We start from the raw sequence: 16,024 nt of genomic DNA on the forward strand, positions 1-16,024 counted from the left end.
AGGTCTAATCGGCCCCGATGACCATACGGGCCTTCATTACCGGCGTTTCCGGACCTGAGCTCAGCCCCGCCGAGCGGGCCTTCATCCGCGACGCTGCGCCCTGGGGTTTCATCCTGTTCAAGCGCAATGTGCAGTCGCCGGCTCAAGTGACTGCACTTGTTGATGAACTCCGGGATGCCGCAGGCCGCGCCGATGCCCCTGTGCTGATCGACCAGGAGGGCGGGCGGGTGCAGCGGCTTGGGCCGCCACACTGGCCGGTCTATCCGGCAGGCGCCGCGTTCGGTCGGCTCTATGACATTGATTCGGCGCTTGGCCTTGAGGCTGCCCGGCTCAGCGCCCGCCTCATCGCCGATGACCTCGGGCGGCTTGGGATCAGCGTGGATTGCCTGCCCTTGGCCGACGTTCCCGTCTCCGGCGCCGATGCCGTGATCGGCGACCGGGCCTACGGTGAAACGGCGGACAAGGTCGCGGCCATTGCCCGTGCCGTCACCGAGGGACTGGAGCAGGGTGGCATTCTGCCCGTGCTCAAGCACATCCCCGGTCATGGCCGCGCCACGGCCGACACCCATTTCCGGTTGCCGACGGTGGACACCCCCGAATCCGAGCTCGATGCCACCGATTTCGCCGCGTTCCGGCCGTTGGTCGACCTGCCGATGGCCATGACTGCACATGTTGTGTTTAGCGCCATCGATCCCGCCCATCCGGCCACGACTTCTGCGACAATCATCGAACGGGTGATTCGCAGTCGGATCGGGTTCCAGGGTTTGTTAATGAGTGATGACGTGTCCATGAACGCATTGGCGGGCTCGATCGCCGAGCGCACACGCGCGATCATCGCGGCCGGCTGCGACATCGTTCTGCATTGTAACGGCAAGCTCGATGAGATGCAGGCGGTCGCGGCCGAGACGCCGGCATTGTCGGGAGCGGCCCTGGTGCGCGTCGATCGGGCGCTCGCCTCGCGCAAGCCCGCGGGTGCCTTCGATCGCATCGCCGCGCGCACCGAGCTCGACACATTGATCAACCGGCTGGGATCAGCGAACGCATGACCGCGGAAATCCTGTCTTTCGAAACCGGCCGGCCTGCCGAGCTGTCCGAGAGCGAGCCGGCATTGGTGGTCGATGTCGAGGGCTACGAAGGCCCGCTCGACCTCTTGCTGGCGCTGGCGCGGCAGCAGAAGGTCGACCTCGCCAAGATCTCGATCCTGGCGCTGGCGGACCAATATCTGCAGTTCATCGAGGCTGCGCGGAAAATCCGGCTGGAACTTGCCGCTGATTATCTCGTCATGGCGGCCTGGCTCGCCTTTCTGAAGTCGCGGCTATTGTTGCCGGAGCCGCCTGCCGCCGAGGGGCCCAGCGCGGAGGAAATGGCGACTGCGCTCGCGAACCGGCTGCGCCGGCTGGAGGCGATCCGAGAGGCGGCGAACCGGCTGATGAACCGGCCGCAGTTCCAGCGCGACGTGTTTCCGCGCGGCAATCCTGAGCCGATCGCGGAAGTCCGTCGTCCGAAGTACTCGGCGACATTGTTCGATCTATTGTCGGCCTACGCCACACAGCGTCAGCAGCGCGTGTTGACATCGGTGCATCTGGCCAAGCGAACGGTGTGGTCGCTCGCAGAAGCGCGCGCCTCTCTGGAGCGTCTGGTCGGTATGACCGAGGTCTCGGAAGACTGGGGCTGCCTGGACGATTACCTCTTGAGCTACGTGGTCGAGCCGGCCCAACGCGCCACCATTTTCGCTTCGAGCTTCGCGGCCGCGCTGGAACTGGTGCGGGAAGGGCAGCTCGAACTGAACCAGAGGCAGGCGTTTGCGCCGCTGTATTTTCGCAAGCGTCCGCCCCAACCACCCGGTGCCATGAGCGCGCCGGATTTGACGGTTGAGTAACGAAGAAGGAGACCGTGCGATGGCAATCTTGGCGGAAGTACGCATGGAAGAGCCGGAAGACATCGCCGCCGAGCCGCAGGTGCGGCCGGAAGAATTGCGCATTCTCGAAGCTCTGCTTTTTGCATCGGCCGAGCCGCTCGATCAGGCTACGCTCGCCAAGCGCATGCCGGAAGGCGTCGATGTGAAGGCGGCGCTGGCGCAGCTCCAGGAGGAATACGCCCCCCGCGGCGTGAACCTCGTGCGCGTGGCCAACAAATGGACGTTCCGGACTGCAGGCGATCTCGCTTGGCTGATGACCCGCGAGAGCACCGAAACCCGCAAGCTGTCGCGGGCGGCGATCGAGGTGCTCGCCATCGTTGCCTATCACCAGCCGGTCACGCGCGCCGAGATCGAAGAAATCCGCGGCGTCGTTACCTCGAAGGGGACCCTCGACGTGCTGCTCGAAACCGGCTGGATCAAGCCGCGTGGTCGCCGCAAGTCTCCGGGCCGTCCGCTCACCTTCGGGACCACCGATGCATTCCTTACGCAGTTCAGCCTTGAGGCGCTCGGCGACCTGCCGGGTCTCGAGGAGCTGAAAGGTACGGGGCTCTTGGATTCACGGCTGCCGACCGGCTTCACGGTTCCGACGCCATCGGACGACCCGACCTTGCGCGAGGACGAGGAGCCGTTGGAGCCAGGGGATCTCGATCTGGCGCTGGCGCCTGCGGTCGAACCGGAGGCGATCCACGAGGATACAGAAAATACAGAAGCTTCCAACGAAACCGAGCAACCGGACGTTCAAGACGCGGCAGCCGATGACGCCACGGGCGTGCGTTCCGAAAGCGATGCCCCGGAACCCGGCAACCCGCAGAGTGGTGAGCCGGACGAAACCTCGGACTAGCTGGACCGAGGTCCCATTAACACTCGCATTATTGCGTAGTGCTGGCCGTCATTTGCCGGAGCTTAAGTGCTTGTTTTTGGGGCTTGTCACGCCTACCTTCCGCTCAAGATCGGGCTTGAAGCGTCAAGTCTTCATCTAGTCTTCCGTGTTTATGTTGCTGTTTTGCGGCCGGATGCTAGAAGCGAGGCGGCGCGGTCAGGTCCATGACCAAGCGTGGATTTGGCATCGCGCTCGAGCGGCGATCGCCGGTCTTCCGCGCTGATGTTTGGAGGGTTGCAGGATGGGTTCGCTTAGCATTTGGCATTGGATCGTGGTGATCGCGGTCGTCCTGCTGTTGTTCGGGCGCGGCAAGATTTCCGACCTGATGGGCGATGTCGCGCAGGGCATCAAAGCCTTCAAGAAAGGCATGCAGGACGACGACAAGGCACCGGAGAAGGCCGAGCCGGTCAAGTCGATCGATCACGGCAGCACGCCGACCGCAACCCGTACTGATGTCGGCAGCAAGGCTGTTTGACAACGGTGTGACAGACGTAGACGGCGCCGGATTCGACGGGCAGGGACCGGATCATACGGGGCTCGGCGGCACGGGATTGGCAGGCGACGTCTCGTAGGCGGATTGTTTCATGTTCGATATCGGCTGGAGTGAGCTGCTCGTCATCGGGGTCGTCGCGCTGATCGCGATCGGCCCGAAAGAGCTTCCCGGCGTTTTGCGCATGGTCGGGCAGTGGATGGGCAAGGCCCGGCGGATGGCAGCCGAATTCCAGGGCCAGTTTCAAGAGGCGATGCGCGAGGCCGAAATGGCCGACCTCAAGAAGAGTTTCGACGAGGTTCGCGAGGCGGCCAGCGGCTTCAGTCCGACCGGGGTGATCAGCTCGCTTCAGCGCGATGTCGACAAGGCGCTGGATATCGAAGGTATCGACAAGCCGGCGGATACTCCCGCCGCGTCGAACGAGGCCGTCGCATCGACAGTGGAGGCGCCGGCAGTGCCGACCACACCGGAGCCGCCGCACCCCGAAACGTTTGTCGAGGCGGAGGCGCACCCGGTGTCGAGCGAGCCGCTGGCGATCGTCCGCGAGATCAAGTCCGAGCCAAACTCGGAGGTCCAGCCTGAGACGATCGGGGCGGAGGAAGCGGATCGGTTCAAGGACGCCAAAGCGTCATGACCGCTGAAGATATCGAAGCCAGCAAGGCTCCTTTGATGGATCACTTGATCGAGCTGCGCGCGCGGCTGATCAAGGCATTGCTCGGATTTGGCTTGGCCTTCATCTTCTGCTTTTTCTTCGCCAAGCAGATCTACAACATCCTGGTTCTGCCGTTCGTCTGGGTTGCCGGGCCGGAGAATAGCAAGTTCATCTACACGCAACTGCTCGAATATTTCATCACCCAGCTGAAGCTCGCGCTGTTCGGCGCAGGCTTCATCTCGTTCCCGATCGTCGCGACGCAGATCTACAAGTTCGTCGCTCCCGGCCTCTACCGCCACGAGCGCCACGCGTTCCTGCCTTACCTCGTGGCCACGCCTGTGTTTTTCGTGCTTGGGGCCGCACTGGTCTACTTCGTGGTGTTGCCGATGCTGGTTCGCTTCTCGCTCGGCATGCAGCAGATGGGCGGTCCGGACACCGCGCAGATCGCACTGCTTCCGAAGGTCGGCGAATATCTATCCCTGATGATGTCGCTGGTGTTCGCCTTTGGCATCGCCTTCCAGCTCCCGGTCATCCTCACCCTGTTGGGGCGGGTCGGCATCGTCACCTCGCAGATGTTGCGCGAGAAGCGCCGCTATTTCATCGTGGTCGCCTTCATCATCGCAGCCGTGCTGACCCCGCCTGATGTGTTGAGCCAAGCCTCGCTCGCGATTCCGCTGCTGGCGCTCTACGAGGGCGCGATTGTTGCCGTGCGCTTCGTCGAGAAACAGGCCGCCGCAGGCCGATCCGGCAGCAGTGCGTCGCCTCCGGCCGATCCGGCCGAGTAGCGCTGGGCGGCCTGCCGGCCTTGGCTGTTCCCATCAGGCCATAATCAGGGTACTGCAAGCCGCCCGCGCGGCCGAGGGCGACTCGACCGTAATTCTTCGTTCCCAGGACCGAACGATCATGCACGACATCAGATCGATCCGTGACAATCCGCAAGGCTTTGACGCCGCGTTGAGCCGCCGTGGCTTGGCGCCTTTGTCGGCGCATCTGCTTGTGATCGACGAACGGAGGCGTACAGCGATCCTGGCATCCGAGCAGGCGCAGGCGCGGCGTAACGCTGCTTCGAAAGAGATCGGCGAGGCGAAGAAGGCCAAGGACGAGGCGCGTGCGAGCGCGCTGATGGAGGAGGTCGCCAAGCTCAAGACCAGCATGCCGGAGCTCGAAGCGGCGGCCAAGCAGGCCGACGAAGATCTGGCGCGCGAACTTGCCGCGATTCCCAATCTGCCGCTCGACGAAGTGCCGGAGGGCAAGGACGAGCACGCCAACGTGCAGCGCCATGTCTTTGGTGCCAAGCGCAATTATGCCTTCACGCCGAAGCCGCATGACGATCTCGGCGACGATCTCGGCTATATGGATTTCGAGACCGCGGCGAAGCTGTCGGGCGCGCGCTTTGTCGTGTTGAAGAAGGGGCTGGCGCGGCTCGAGCGCGCGATCGGCCAGTTCATGCTCGACCTGCATACCAACGAGCATGGCTACACCGAAATCAATCCGCCGCTTCTGGTCCGTAACGAGGTGATGTTCGGGACGGGGCAATTGCCGAAATTCGAGGACGACCAGTTCTGGGCGATCAAGGGCGAACTGCTGGCGTCGCCCGATGAACGGCTCAAGACCGATCGTCTCGGTCTGATTCCGACTGCCGAGGTCGCGCTCACCAATCTGGTCCGCGAGTCGATCTTGGATGAGAAGGAGCTGCCGATGCGGCTCACCGCGCTGACGCCGTGCTTCCGTGCCGAAGCAGGCGCCGCCGGCCGCGATACCCGCGGCATGATCCGGCAGCACCAGTTCAGCAAGGTCGAGCTGGTCTCGATCACGACGCCGGAGACCAGCAAGGACGAGCATGAGCGCATGCTGGCCTGCGCCGAGGAGGTGCTGCGGCAGCTCGACCTGCATTACCGGGTGATGACGCTGTGCACCGGCGACATGGGATTTTCCTCGCAGAAGACCTACGACATCGAAGTCTGGATGCCGGGGCAGGGCGATGGCGGCGCTTTCCGGGAGATCTCGAGCTGCTCGGTATGCGGCGACTTCCAGGCCCGCCGCATGGATGCGCGTTATCGGGCTGCCGACGGCAAGCCGCGCTTCGTCCATACGCTCAACGGCTCAGGGACGGCTGTCGGCCGGGCGCTGATCGCAGTCATGGAGACCTATCAGCAGGAGGACGGCTCGATCGCCGTGCCTGAGGTGCTGCAGCCCTATATGGGCGGCCTGAAGGTGGTTGCGGCCGAGCGATAGAGACCGGCGGAATATTGCGGTCTTTCCGCTCCAGAGCGGTTGCGCTGCCGCCGCCCGCCGATATCCTCCCTCTGCACCAAGCAGCCGCTTTGCAGAGCCGCGATCGATGCCCCTGCACCGGGATATCTATTGGGTTGGGAGGCAATGGGCCGTCACCGGCCACGGCATCCAGGCCGTGGACCAGCGGTTGAAGGGCGCTTTCGACGTCGATCTCTCTCGGATCTGGCGCGACGATCTGCAGGATGGTTTGCGCGGGCTCGCCTGGTTCAACGAGGCCGACTTCGAAAAGGCGTTGGCCTCGGCGCGTGCGCGTTTTCCCAAGCTGGCGCAGGAAGCGCGCGAAGGGGCGGCCACAAGCGAGCCTGTGATGTCGGCGACCGCGCCAAATGCGCGACTCCAGTTGCGCACCCAGGGGCAGCTCGCGAAGTTCGTACCGCAATGGCGGATCAGGCGTTAACCGGATGCAACGTCCGACTCCGCATTTGCGGAGCGGATTCGCTGGATTTTTCTGGATCGCGGCGGGTTTGCCTCGGGTGCCGGCAGGGGATATGACACCTGTAACCTGATCTCGACTTCGCTTAGAGGTGGCCGGCAGCATGCGCATTCTTTGCACCAATGACGACGGCATCCATGCCCCCGGTCTGAAGGTCATCGAGGAGATCGCGCGCGCTCTGTCCGACGATGTCTGGGTGGTGGCGCCCGAACTGGATCAATCCGGGGTCTCTCATTCGTTGTCGCTGAACGATCCGTTGCGGTTGCGCGAGGTGGGACCCCGGCACTTCGCGGTGCGCGGGACGCCGACCGATTGTGTCATCATGGGCGCTCGTCACATCCTCGGGCCGAAGCTGCCGGATGTGGTGCTTTCGGGCGTCAACAAGGGGCGGAACGTCGCCGAAGACGTGGTCTATTCCGGCACCGTGGCCGGTGCCCTCGAAGGCACCATCCTCGGCCTGCCATCCTTTGCACTCTCGCAGGAGTTCTCGCTTGAGACCCGGAACAAACCGGTTTGGGATACGGCGCGCAAATTCGGACCTCAGATCATACGCAAGGTGCTCGAAGCGGGCGTCCCGAAGAACACGGTGGTCAATGTCAATTTTCCTGCCCGGACGCCGGAAGAAGTCCATGGCATCCGCGTGACCCGTCAGGGCAAGCGGAATCTCGGATTTCTTAACGTGGAAGAGCGCCGCGACGGGCGCGGCAATCCGTATTTCTGGATCGGCTTTGAGCGCTCGGCCGTGCTCGATGCGCCGGAGCAGGGAACGGACCTGGAGGCTCTTGCGGCGGGCTACGTATCAGTCACGCCGCTGCGGCTCGACCGTACCGACGAGGCCTTCTCTGGCGCGCTGAGCGGGATTCTCGGCTAGTTGGGCCTGCGCTTATGACGATGTCGCGCCACGCAGGACATTGTCGATCGCCTTGCTGAGCGTTTCCAACTGGAACGGCTTCTGCAGGGCGGGGCGGTCGCGATATTCCTCCGGAAGCCCAGCCGAGCCATAACCCGTGGCAAAGATGAACGGGCGATTTCGCGCCTTGATCACGTCGGCAACGGGGGAAATCACCTTGCCGTTGACGTTGACGTCGAGGATGGCGACATCGAAATAGGTGCTCTCGGCGAGCCGCATGGCCTCGCCGATCTCGCCGGCCTCTGCGACGACGGTGTAGCCGAGCTCTTCGAGCATGTCGGCGACCATCATCCTGATCATGACTTCATCTTCAACCAGAAACACGGAGCCGCGTGGTGGCCGCGGTGCAGTCATGAATTTCAGTCCTCGCCTTTACCGAGAACGACGTTCGCAAATTACCGCAAACGGCGCAACGTCAACAGCGTTGTCCCCAGGCGGATCGTCCCAGGTCTGGTCACTCTGGCCGTGGCAGGTTCTACGCTCCCAACGACGAACTCTCCGGCTTGTTCCGGCAGCGGAACACGTTTTTGTGTCAGGACGGCCGGAGGTGGGAGCCTGATGCGGAAAACCGCTGCTCCGTCGCCAAGATGATGCTTGTATAGGTCGGTATGCAACGAGATGGCGCGATGGCTCCGAAAGCTCCTCCGGAAAAGATGATGTTTCAGCTGACCATGCGTCGGCGGGGGATCAGCGATCAATCCGTGCTGCGGGCGATGGAGGAGGTGCCACGGCACGAGTTCGTCGGGCCCGCGGACCGGGCCGACGCTTATCGCGATAGCGCGCTCGCGATTGCGTGTGGCCAGACCATCAGCCAACCCTTCGTCGTGGCCTATATGACCGAGCAGCTGAAGCTGCAGAAAACAAGCCGCGTGCTCGAGATCGGGACCGGGTCGGGATACCAGGCCGCCATCCTGTCGCGCTTGGCGGGGCAGGTGTTGTCCATCGAGCGCTTCCGAGCCCTCGCCGATGCGGCACGGGAGCGGCTCGAGAAGCTCTCCTGCTTTAACGTCGAGGTCATGTTGGGGGATGGATTTTCCGTCCCGCCCGGCGCCGGGCAGTTCGACCGCATCATCGTGACGGCCGCGATGGAGGATGTCCCGCAAAGCCTGCTCGACCGACTCGAGCCCGACGGTATCCTGATCGCGCCGGTGGGGCCGAATCACGGCGTCCAAACTCTCGTGCGCGTCACCCGCACGGGTGAAAATTTCGCGCGAAAGGAGCTCGTCGACGTGCGATTTGTGCCGGCAATTCCGGGAATTGCACGTGAACTCTAAAGACGCGGATTAGCTGGCGCGACAACACCTTATCGGCAGCTTAAGCGGTTATTTACCGCGGGCGTGTTTACTCAAATTCGTAGTTTGTTGCGTACGAGTGAGTAACCATGCCTGTGATTATCGAGTTGCTTCGCTCGCGCCGCCTTCCGCAGGTCACGGCGCTGGCGGTCATGTCGTTCGGCTTTGCCGGCTGCAGCGCCGATATGTCGACACGGCTATCGCAAAGCCAAAACTCATTCTCCAATCCGTTTGCATCCGAGGCAACCGGGTCGGTGCAGCCGCCCGCTCCGGTCGAGCGGCGCCCCGCCGCGCAATACAATCCTCCGGCGCCGGCCGCCTATTCATCCTCGGCACTGCCGCCGCCCGTTGCCGCGCCGCAGACCTATCCGTCGGGCGGAGGCTCGGGCGGGGTGTCTGCGGGCGGGCGAGGCGTGGCGTCGTATGCGCCGCCGGCGCCCGTCTATGCCGCGGCTCCGGCGCCAGCGCAAACCTACGCTGCCCCGCGCCAGCCGCATCTTGAAACGACCGGCACGGTGCCGCCGCGTTCGGTCGCAGCGGTTCGGCCCGCCGGCGGCACCAAGATCATTGTCGGTACCAGCGATACGCTCGAGATCCTGGCGCGCCGCTATCACGTGACGCCGGCAGAGATTCTCGCTGCCAACGGTTACAAGGGGCCGCGCGTGCTCTCGCCGGGGCAGCAGCTCATCATTCCAAATCCTGCCGCCGTGGCCGCGGCGCCGGCAACGATGGCGGCGCCAGTCGCCGCTGCACCCAGGTCGGTTGCCGTGGCGGCTCCAGTCGCCGCGCCGAGCGTGCACTTCGTCAATCGGGGCGACACGCTGGCCAGCATCGCGCATCACAATCATATCTCCATCGCCGAACTTGCGCGCGCCAACGGTTTGACGCCGACCTCGCCCTTGAAGCTGGGAGCCAAGCTGACCATCCCCGGAAAGACGGTGGCTGTAGCTACGCCCGCAGCTCCGGTCGCAGCCGTACCCCAGGCGGCTGCGACCGTGCCGACGCCGGCGCCGACGACCAGGGTCGCCACGGCGGGTCCCGTGCAGACCGCGCGGCTTGCCCAAGCCAATCCAGCCCCGGAGAAGGAAGTCGAGCCGGCCAAGCCGGCTGAGACCACCAGTGCGCTGCCGACCTTCCGTTGGCCCGCCCGCGGCAAGGTGATCACCAGCTACGGCGCCAAGACCAACGGCAAGGCCAACGACGGCATCAACATCGCGGTCCCCGAGGGCACGCCGGTGAAGGCCGCCGAAGACGGTGTGGTCGCTTATGCCGGCAACGAACTGAAGGGTTACGGCAATCTGGTCCTGGTGCGGCATTCCAACGGCTATGTCACCGCATATGCCCATGCGAGTGAGCTGATGGTGAAGCGCGGCGATACGATCAAGCGCGGCCAGGTCATTGCCAAGTCGGGTCAATCGGGCGAAGTGGGGTCGCCGCAGCTCCATTTCGAGATCCGCAAGGGATCGACGCCGGTTGACCCGCTGCAATTCCTGAATGGAGCATGACGCACGGCGCCGCTGGTTAAAGCGGGCGATCCGGTGCTCCGTGACGGTCCATGCGTGATCCGGTACGCCGCCGCATACCGGCTTCCCCGCCTTCGCGGGAGATGACTGCGGCTTGGCTAGCTCACTCCGCTGTCAGCCTGACGCCGCGCCGTCCGGCCAGGTCCTGGATGAACTGCCAGGCAACGCGGCCGGAGCGCGAGCCGCGCGTGGTGGCCCATTCCAGCGCCTCGTGCTCCAGCTCCTGCTCGTCGACCTTGATGCCGAAATGGCTGCAATAGCCGTTCACCATGGCCAGATATTCGTCCTGGCTGCAGCGGTGGAACCCGAGCCATAGCCCGAATCGATCGGACAGCGAGACCTTCTCCTCGACGGCCTCGCCCGGATTGATCGCGGTGGATCGCTCGTTCTCGATCATCTCGCGCGCCAGCAGATGGCGGCGGTTGGAGGTGGCGTAGAGGATCACGTTCTCCGGCCGCCCCTCGATGCCGCCCTCCAGGACCGCCTTCAACGACTTGTAGGAGGCATCGTTGCCGTCGAAGGAGAGGTCATCGCAGAACACGATGAAGCGGAACGAGGACGCGCGGAGGATGTCCATCAGGGCGGGCAGGCTCTCGATATCCTCACGGTGAATCTCGATGAGCTTCAGCCGATCGGTGCCCTTGCGATCCAGATTGATGGTGGCGTGCGCGGCCTTCACCAGCGATGATTTGCCCATGCCTCGCGCGCCCCAGAGCAGCGCATTGTTGGCAGGCAGGCCGTCGGCGAAGCGCTCGGTGTTCTCGATCAGGATGTCGCGCATCCGGTCGACGCCCTTCAGCAGATCGATCTCGACGCGGCTGACCCGCGGCACCGTGCCGAGCCGTCCGTTCGGATGCCAGACGAAGGCATCGGCGTCCTCGAACGAGGGGAGCCTGTTCGCAGGCGGCGCCGATGCGGCGAGGTGCGCCGCAATGGCCTCCAGCGCAACGGCAATGCGCTGGGGTGTGTCGTCCGCCGACGTGCCGAGGCGTTTTGCCGCGACTTTCAGTTGCTTTTGCAATGCGGATTTGGCGGGCTTTCGGGAGCGGGCTTTGACGGCTTTTTTTGACATGCTGCAAGTTCCTGACCGTGCAGCCATATCGACCCGGGGCGGCGGTCGCAAGCTTGCCTAAATGAAAGGCTGGTCCACGTTGCAATTGGGACTAAGGCCGCTATATTCCGCGCGAATTTCCTGCCTGTCCGGCCCGCCGCCCGGCGGCTCGCCGGCGATTCCCGTCTCCCGACGAGACGGACCTCACGAGGACCAAAGCGCATGCTGATCACTCCTGCCTATGCCCAGGCCGCGGCCGCCGGCGACACCAACAGCATGCTGATGTCGCTGCTGCCCTTCGCGCTGATCTTCGTGATCATGTACTTCCTGATCCTGCGGCCGCAGCAGAAGAAGGTCAAAGAGCACGCCGACCTCGTCAAGAACGTCCGCCGGGGCGACACGATCGTCACCCAGGGCGGCTTGGTCGGCAAGGTCACCAAGGTCGTCGACGATGACCAGGTCGAGTTCGAGATCGCCGACGGCGTCCGCGTGCGGCAGATGCGGCAGATGATCACCGGTGTCCGCACCAAGGGCGAGCCGGCCAAGGAGAAGGCCGACGCGAAGGACGAGAAGGCGGCGAGTTGAATTTGTCCTTACGGATTCGTGGCGCGTCGGTGTCGCGCCGAACGGTCGCTCTGATCTGACGGATCACGCAAATGCTTTATTTCACGCGGTGGAAGGCGCTGGGCATCATCCTCACGGCGCTCGTGGTGTGCCTGTGCGCCGTCCCCAATTTCTTCCCTGAGGCGACCGTCAAGAGCTGGCCGCTCTGGGCGCAGCGGCACCTTGTGCTGGGCCTCGATTTGCAGGGCGGCTCGTACCTGCTGCTCGAGGTCGATTCCAACTACATCAAAAAGGAGCGGCTCGACTCCGTCCGCGATGACGCGCGCCGCACGCTGCGCGATGCCAAGATCGGCTATACGGGCCTTGCCACACGCGGCGATGTCGTCGAGGTCAAGATCAGCAAGGAGACCGAGGTTCCGACCGCGCTGTCCAAGCTGCGCGAGCTGTCGCAGCCGCTCGGCGGCTTGCTTGGCTCCAATGGTCAGCGTTCGCTGGAGGTCTCCGACGCCGGGGGTGGACTGATCCGGCTGACCATTCCTCAGGCCGCGATCACCGATCGCATCCGCCAGACCATCGACCAGGAAATCCAGATCGTCGAGAAGCGTGTCAATGAGCTGGGCACCGTCGAGCCCGTCATTCAACGGCAGGGCACCGATCGCATCCTGGTCCAGGTGCCCGGCCTGCAGGACCCGACCCAGCTGAAGGAGCTGCTTGGTAAGACGGCCAAGATGGAATTCCGCATGGTCGATACGTCGGTCCCGGTGGACCAGGCGCTGCAGGGCAGGGTACCGGCGGATGACGAGGTGCTGCAGAGCGCGTCGGCACCCAACCAGCCTTATGTGATCAAGAAGCAGGTGCTCGTCTCCGGCGGCGATCTCAGCGACGCACAGACCGGCTTCGACCAGCGCACCAGCGAGCCGATCGTCACCTTCCGCTTCAATTCGGCGGGCTCGCGCAAATTCGCGCAAGCGACCACTGAAAATGTCGGGCAGCCGTTTGCGATCGTGCTCGACAACAAGGTGATCTCAGCGCCGGTGATCCGCGAGCCGATCACTGGCGGCTCCGGCCAGATCTCCGGGAATTTCACCGTCCAGTCCGCCAACGAACTTGCGATCCTCTTGCGTGCCGGCGCGCTGCCGGCGCCACTTACCGTGATCGAGGAACGCACGGTCGGTCCGGGCCTTGGTCAGGATTCGATCGCCAAGGGCGAGCTCGCGGCCTATGTCGGCTCGATCCTGGTCGTCGTCTTCATGCTGCTGACCTACCGGTTGTTCGGCCTGTTCGCCAACATCGCGGTGGCCGTGAACGTGGCGATGATCTTCGGCGTGCTGTCGTTCCTGAACGCCACGTTGACCTTGCCCGGTATCGCCGGCATCGTGCTGACGGTCGGCATCGCGGTCGACTCCAACGTGCTCATCTATGAGCGCATCCGCGAGGAGCTGCGCGGCGGCCGCAACGCCATCTCGGCGATCGACGCCGGCTTCAAGCGCGCGCTGTCGACCATCCTCGACTCCAACATCACCACCTTCATCGCCGCCGCCGTGCTGTTCTACATCGGCACCGGGCCGGTGCGCGGCTTCGCCGTGACGCTCGGCATCGGCATCATCACCACGGTCTTCACCGCCTTTACCCTGACCCGCCTGATCGTGGCGTGGTGGGTGCGGTGGAAGCGGCCGCAAAGCGTGCCCATTTAGGAGCTGCCGTGACACACTGGATTCTTCTCGGGCTTGGCATCCTGATCGTGGTGCTGGCGGTGGTCAGCGCACTTGGCGTGCTGCCGTCGCTGCGCATCGTGCCCGACAACACGCATTTCGATTTCACCCAGTTCCGGCGGATCAGCTTCCCGATCTCGGCGGTGCTGTCGATCATGGCGATCACGCTGTTCTTCACCCACGGCCTGAACCTGGGCATCGACTTCAAGGGCGGTACCTTGCTGGAGGTCCGCTCCAAGTCGGGACCTGCCGATCTCGCCACCATGCGTGCGACGCTCGGCAAGCTTGGCCTCGGCGAGGTGCAGCTGCAGCAGTTCGGCGGTCCTGAAGAGGTCCTGATCCGCGTCGCCGAGCAGCCCGGTGGCGACACCGCGCAGCAGGAGGCCGCCAACAAGGTGAAGGCCGCGTTGGGCGATGCGGTCGATTATCGCCGCGTCGAGGTGGTGGGACCGCGCGTCTCGGGCGAATTCCTGGCCTACGGCATGCTCGGCCTGATGCTGGCGATCGTCTCCATCCTGATCTACCTCTGGTTCCGGTTCGAATGGCAATTCGCGCTCGGCGCCATGATCGCCAACGTCCACGACATCGTGCTGACGATCGGCTTCATGTCGATCAGCCAGGTCGATTTCGACCTCACCAGTATCGCGGCGCTTCTGACGATCCTCGGCTACTCGCTCAACGATACCGTCGTGATCTACGACCGTATCCGTGAGATGTTGCGCCGTTACAAGAAGATGCCGATGCCGCAGCTGCTCAACGAATCGATCAACTCGACGCTGTCGCGCTCGATCATCACCCACGTCACCGTGACGCTTGCGCTGCTCGCGCTGCTTCTGTTCGGCGGCCAGGCCATCCACAGCTTCACCGCGGTGATGATGTTCGGCGTCGTGCTGGTCGGCACCTACACCTCGATCTTCATCGCCTCGCCCATCCTGATCTATCTTGGCGTGCACTCGGTCCGCGCCGAGGCGCAGGAGGACAAGCCCGCGCCGAAGAAGAAGTCGCCCTGATCCGGAATCCCTCGGATCATATCCGAGGGCCGCAAGTTAGGTCGGGCATGGCCAATCCCAACGACACCCCGCATTTTCCACGATCGGCGCCGATTGACGGCTACGGCAAGGGCGGTTTCGTCTTTGCCGGCATGTCGCATCGCGGCTCGCTGCTGTGCCTGCCGGATTCGATCTGGGCCTGGGACGTGACGCAGCCCGGCCAGATCGATCGCTATTCGCTCAAACGTGTTTTCGATGCGGCCAATACCATCGACACGTTGATCGTCGGCACCGGAACCGAGGTCTGGATCCCGCCGAATGACCTGCGCGCGGCTTTGCGTGCGCTGCGGGTTGTGCTCGATCCCATGCAAACCGGTCCTGCGATCCGCACCTATAACATCATGATCGGTGAGCGGCGACGGGTCGCCGCCGCGCTGATTGCCGTTCCATGAGTGGAACGGTCGATGGCGACGGTGCCGCGGCGTTCTGCGCTGCGCTGGTGCGCGAGCATGACTTTGATCGCTATGCGGCAACGCTGTTCGTCGCGCCAGATCTGCGGCGCGCGCTGCTGGCGCTCTACGCTTTCGACGTCGAGATCTCCCGCATCAGGGATGTCGTATCCCAGCCTCTGCCTGGCGAAATTCGCCTGCAGTGGTGGAGCGACGCCCTCACAGGCGAGGAGCATGGCGGCGTAGAGGGCAATCCGGTCGCGGCCGAGCTGCGATCGGTGGTGCGCGCGTTTTCATTGCCGCTCGATCCCCTGACACGATTGATCGACGAGCATCAGTTCGATCTCTACAACGATCCAATGCCAACCATGGCGGCGCTCGACGGCTATCTCAGCGACACGCATGCGGCGCTGTTCGCCTTGGCGGCAAGGATTACGGCTCCGCCGTCGTCCGAGATCGACCATCTCGTGCGTCACGCTGGGCTTGCACAGGGAATTCTGCAGCTGCTGGCATCATTGCCCCGAGATGCTGCTCACCGGCAACTCTTCATTCCCCTCGATCTTCTGCAGCGTCACGGCAGCAACCTCGAGGAGGTCTTCACGGGTCAGCTGACGCCCGCACTTCGCGCGGCGCTGGGCGATTTGCTCGCGGAGGCACGGCAGCATCTGGACATGGCCCTGGCGTTGCTTGCTGAGGCGCCGCGCGAGACTCGTCCAGTATTCCTGCCGCTGGCGCTCCTGCGCCGCGACCTTGCACGCGCTTCGCGTCCAGATAACGATCCGTTCCGCCCCCAAGCACGCTCGCACCTGTCGGCCTTGTGGACGTTATGGCGCGCTTCGAAGTCGGGGCTCTTCCGCGGCCGCTGA

17 protein-coding genes and 1 pseudogene are annotated in these 16,024 nt (G+C 64.0%); 16 read left to right on the forward strand and 2 right to left on the reverse strand.

Annotated elements, in window-relative coordinates; genetic code table 11:
- The first annotated feature begins 17 nt into the window (after positions 1 to 17).
- The 9 genes and pseudogenes from nagZ (at position 18) to surE (ending at position 7,539) form a co-directional block, all read left to right on the forward strand.
- Complete coding sequence (gene nagZ / locus QXZ85_RS18695; protein ID WP_315767811.1) at positions 18 to 1,046, forward strand: beta-N-acetylhexosaminidase; 1,029 nt, start codon at positions 18 to 20, stop codon at positions 1,044 to 1,046.
- Positions 1,043 to 1,879 carry a ScpA family protein gene (locus QXZ85_RS18700; RefSeq protein ID WP_315704130.1) on the forward strand — a complete coding sequence of 279 codons (837 nt, stop codon included), beginning with the start codon at positions 1,043 to 1,045 and terminating at the stop codon, positions 1,877 to 1,879. Before nagZ ends, QXZ85_RS18700 begins: the two co-directional genes overlap by 4 nt.
- Before the next feature lie 19 nt (positions 1,880 to 1,898).
- Positions 1,899 to 2,598: pseudogene (gene scpB / locus QXZ85_RS18705) on the forward strand (SMC-Scp complex subunit ScpB); the annotation flags it as partial.
- A gap of 441 nt (positions 2,599 to 3,039) precedes the next feature.
- Complete coding sequence (locus tag QXZ85_RS18710; RefSeq protein ID WP_315704129.1) at positions 3,040 to 3,273, forward strand: twin-arginine translocase TatA/TatE family subunit; 234 nt, start codon at positions 3,040 to 3,042, stop codon at positions 3,271 to 3,273.
- Between the two features lie 109 nt (positions 3,274 to 3,382).
- A complete protein-coding gene (tatB, locus tag QXZ85_RS18715; protein WP_315767812.1) occupies positions 3,383 to 3,922 on the forward strand; it encodes a Sec-independent protein translocase protein TatB in 540 nt (179 codons plus the stop codon).
- A complete protein-coding gene (gene tatC / locus QXZ85_RS18720; protein WP_315767813.1) occupies positions 3,919 to 4,725 on the forward strand; it encodes a twin-arginine translocase subunit TatC in 807 nt (268 codons plus the stop codon). Before tatB ends, tatC begins: the two co-directional genes overlap by 4 nt.
- Before the next feature lie 118 nt (positions 4,726 to 4,843).
- A complete protein-coding gene (gene serS / locus QXZ85_RS18725; RefSeq protein WP_315704126.1) occupies positions 4,844 to 6,175 on the forward strand; it encodes a serine--tRNA ligase in 1,332 nt (443 codons plus the stop codon).
- A gap of 106 nt (positions 6,176 to 6,281) precedes the next feature.
- Complete coding sequence (locus tag QXZ85_RS18730) at positions 6,282 to 6,632, forward strand: hypothetical protein (protein WP_315704125.1); 351 nt, start codon at positions 6,282 to 6,284, stop codon at positions 6,630 to 6,632.
- 139 nt (positions 6,633 to 6,771) lie between these two features.
- Positions 6,772 to 7,539, forward strand: a complete 768-nt coding sequence (surE, locus tag QXZ85_RS18735) for a 5'/3'-nucleotidase SurE (RefSeq protein WP_315704124.1) — start codon at positions 6,772 to 6,774, stop codon at positions 7,537 to 7,539.
- Between the two features lie 12 nt (positions 7,540 to 7,551).
- On the opposite strand, the gene QXZ85_RS18740 is transcribed toward surE, so the two are convergent.
- Positions 7,552 to 7,932 (reverse strand): response regulator, encoded by a 381-nt coding sequence (locus tag QXZ85_RS18740; RefSeq protein ID WP_315704123.1) that lies wholly within the window; start codon positions 7,930 to 7,932, stop codon positions 7,552 to 7,554.
- Between the two features lie 272 nt (positions 7,933 to 8,204).
- Between QXZ85_RS18740 and QXZ85_RS18745 the strand changes: the two genes are divergently transcribed.
- Positions 8,205 to 8,852: a protein-L-isoaspartate(D-aspartate) O-methyltransferase gene (locus QXZ85_RS18745; RefSeq protein WP_316174606.1), complete on the forward strand. Its 648-nt coding sequence runs from the start codon at positions 8,205 to 8,207 to the stop codon at positions 8,850 to 8,852.
- A 107-nt stretch (positions 8,853 to 8,959) separates the two neighbouring features.
- Complete coding sequence (locus QXZ85_RS18750; RefSeq protein ID WP_316174608.1) at positions 8,960 to 10,375, forward strand: LysM peptidoglycan-binding domain-containing M23 family metallopeptidase; 1,416 nt, start codon at positions 8,960 to 8,962, stop codon at positions 10,373 to 10,375.
- A gap of 121 nt (positions 10,376 to 10,496) precedes the next feature.
- On the opposite strand, the gene QXZ85_RS18755 is transcribed toward QXZ85_RS18750, so the two are convergent.
- Positions 10,497 to 11,465 carry an ATP-binding protein gene (locus QXZ85_RS18755; RefSeq protein WP_315704120.1) on the reverse strand — a complete coding sequence of 323 codons (969 nt, stop codon included), beginning with the start codon at positions 11,463 to 11,465 and terminating at the stop codon, positions 10,497 to 10,499.
- A 201-nt stretch (positions 11,466 to 11,666) separates the two neighbouring features.
- Here QXZ85_RS18755 and yajC point away from each other — a divergent pair, with 201 nt between their 5' ends.
- The 5 genes from yajC to QXZ85_RS18780 all read left to right on the forward strand — a co-directional run bounded on the left by yajC (position 11,667) and on the right by QXZ85_RS18780 (position 16,024).
- The gene (yajC, locus tag QXZ85_RS18760) at positions 11,667 to 12,029 is read left to right on the forward strand and encodes a preprotein translocase subunit YajC (RefSeq protein WP_315742255.1); all 363 of its coding nucleotides are present in this window, start codon (positions 11,667 to 11,669) and stop codon (positions 12,027 to 12,029) included.
- Positions 12,030 to 12,100: 71 nt separating this feature from the next.
- Positions 12,101 to 13,702 carry a protein translocase subunit SecD gene (gene secD, locus QXZ85_RS18765; protein ID WP_315704118.1) on the forward strand — a complete coding sequence of 534 codons (1,602 nt, stop codon included), beginning with the start codon at positions 12,101 to 12,103 and terminating at the stop codon, positions 13,700 to 13,702.
- A gap of 8 nt (positions 13,703 to 13,710) precedes the next feature.
- A complete protein-coding gene (secF, locus tag QXZ85_RS18770) occupies positions 13,711 to 14,730 on the forward strand; it encodes a protein translocase subunit SecF (RefSeq protein ID WP_315704117.1) in 1,020 nt (339 codons plus the stop codon).
- Between the two features lie 47 nt (positions 14,731 to 14,777).
- Positions 14,778 to 15,161: an Mth938-like domain-containing protein gene (locus tag QXZ85_RS18775; protein ID WP_315704116.1), complete on the forward strand. Its 384-nt coding sequence runs from the start codon at positions 14,778 to 14,780 to the stop codon at positions 15,159 to 15,161.
- Positions 15,158 to 16,024 carry a phytoene/squalene synthase family protein gene (locus QXZ85_RS18780; RefSeq protein WP_315704115.1) on the forward strand — a complete coding sequence of 289 codons (867 nt, stop codon included), beginning with the start codon at positions 15,158 to 15,160 and terminating at the stop codon, positions 16,022 to 16,024. The genes QXZ85_RS18775 and QXZ85_RS18780 overlap by 4 nt, the downstream gene beginning before the upstream one ends.

The sequence above is a fragment of the Bradyrhizobium sp. SZCCHNGR1005 genome (genome assembly GCF_032489995.1).
Taxonomy (GTDB): Bacteria; Pseudomonadota; Alphaproteobacteria; order Rhizobiales; family Xanthobacteraceae; genus Bradyrhizobium.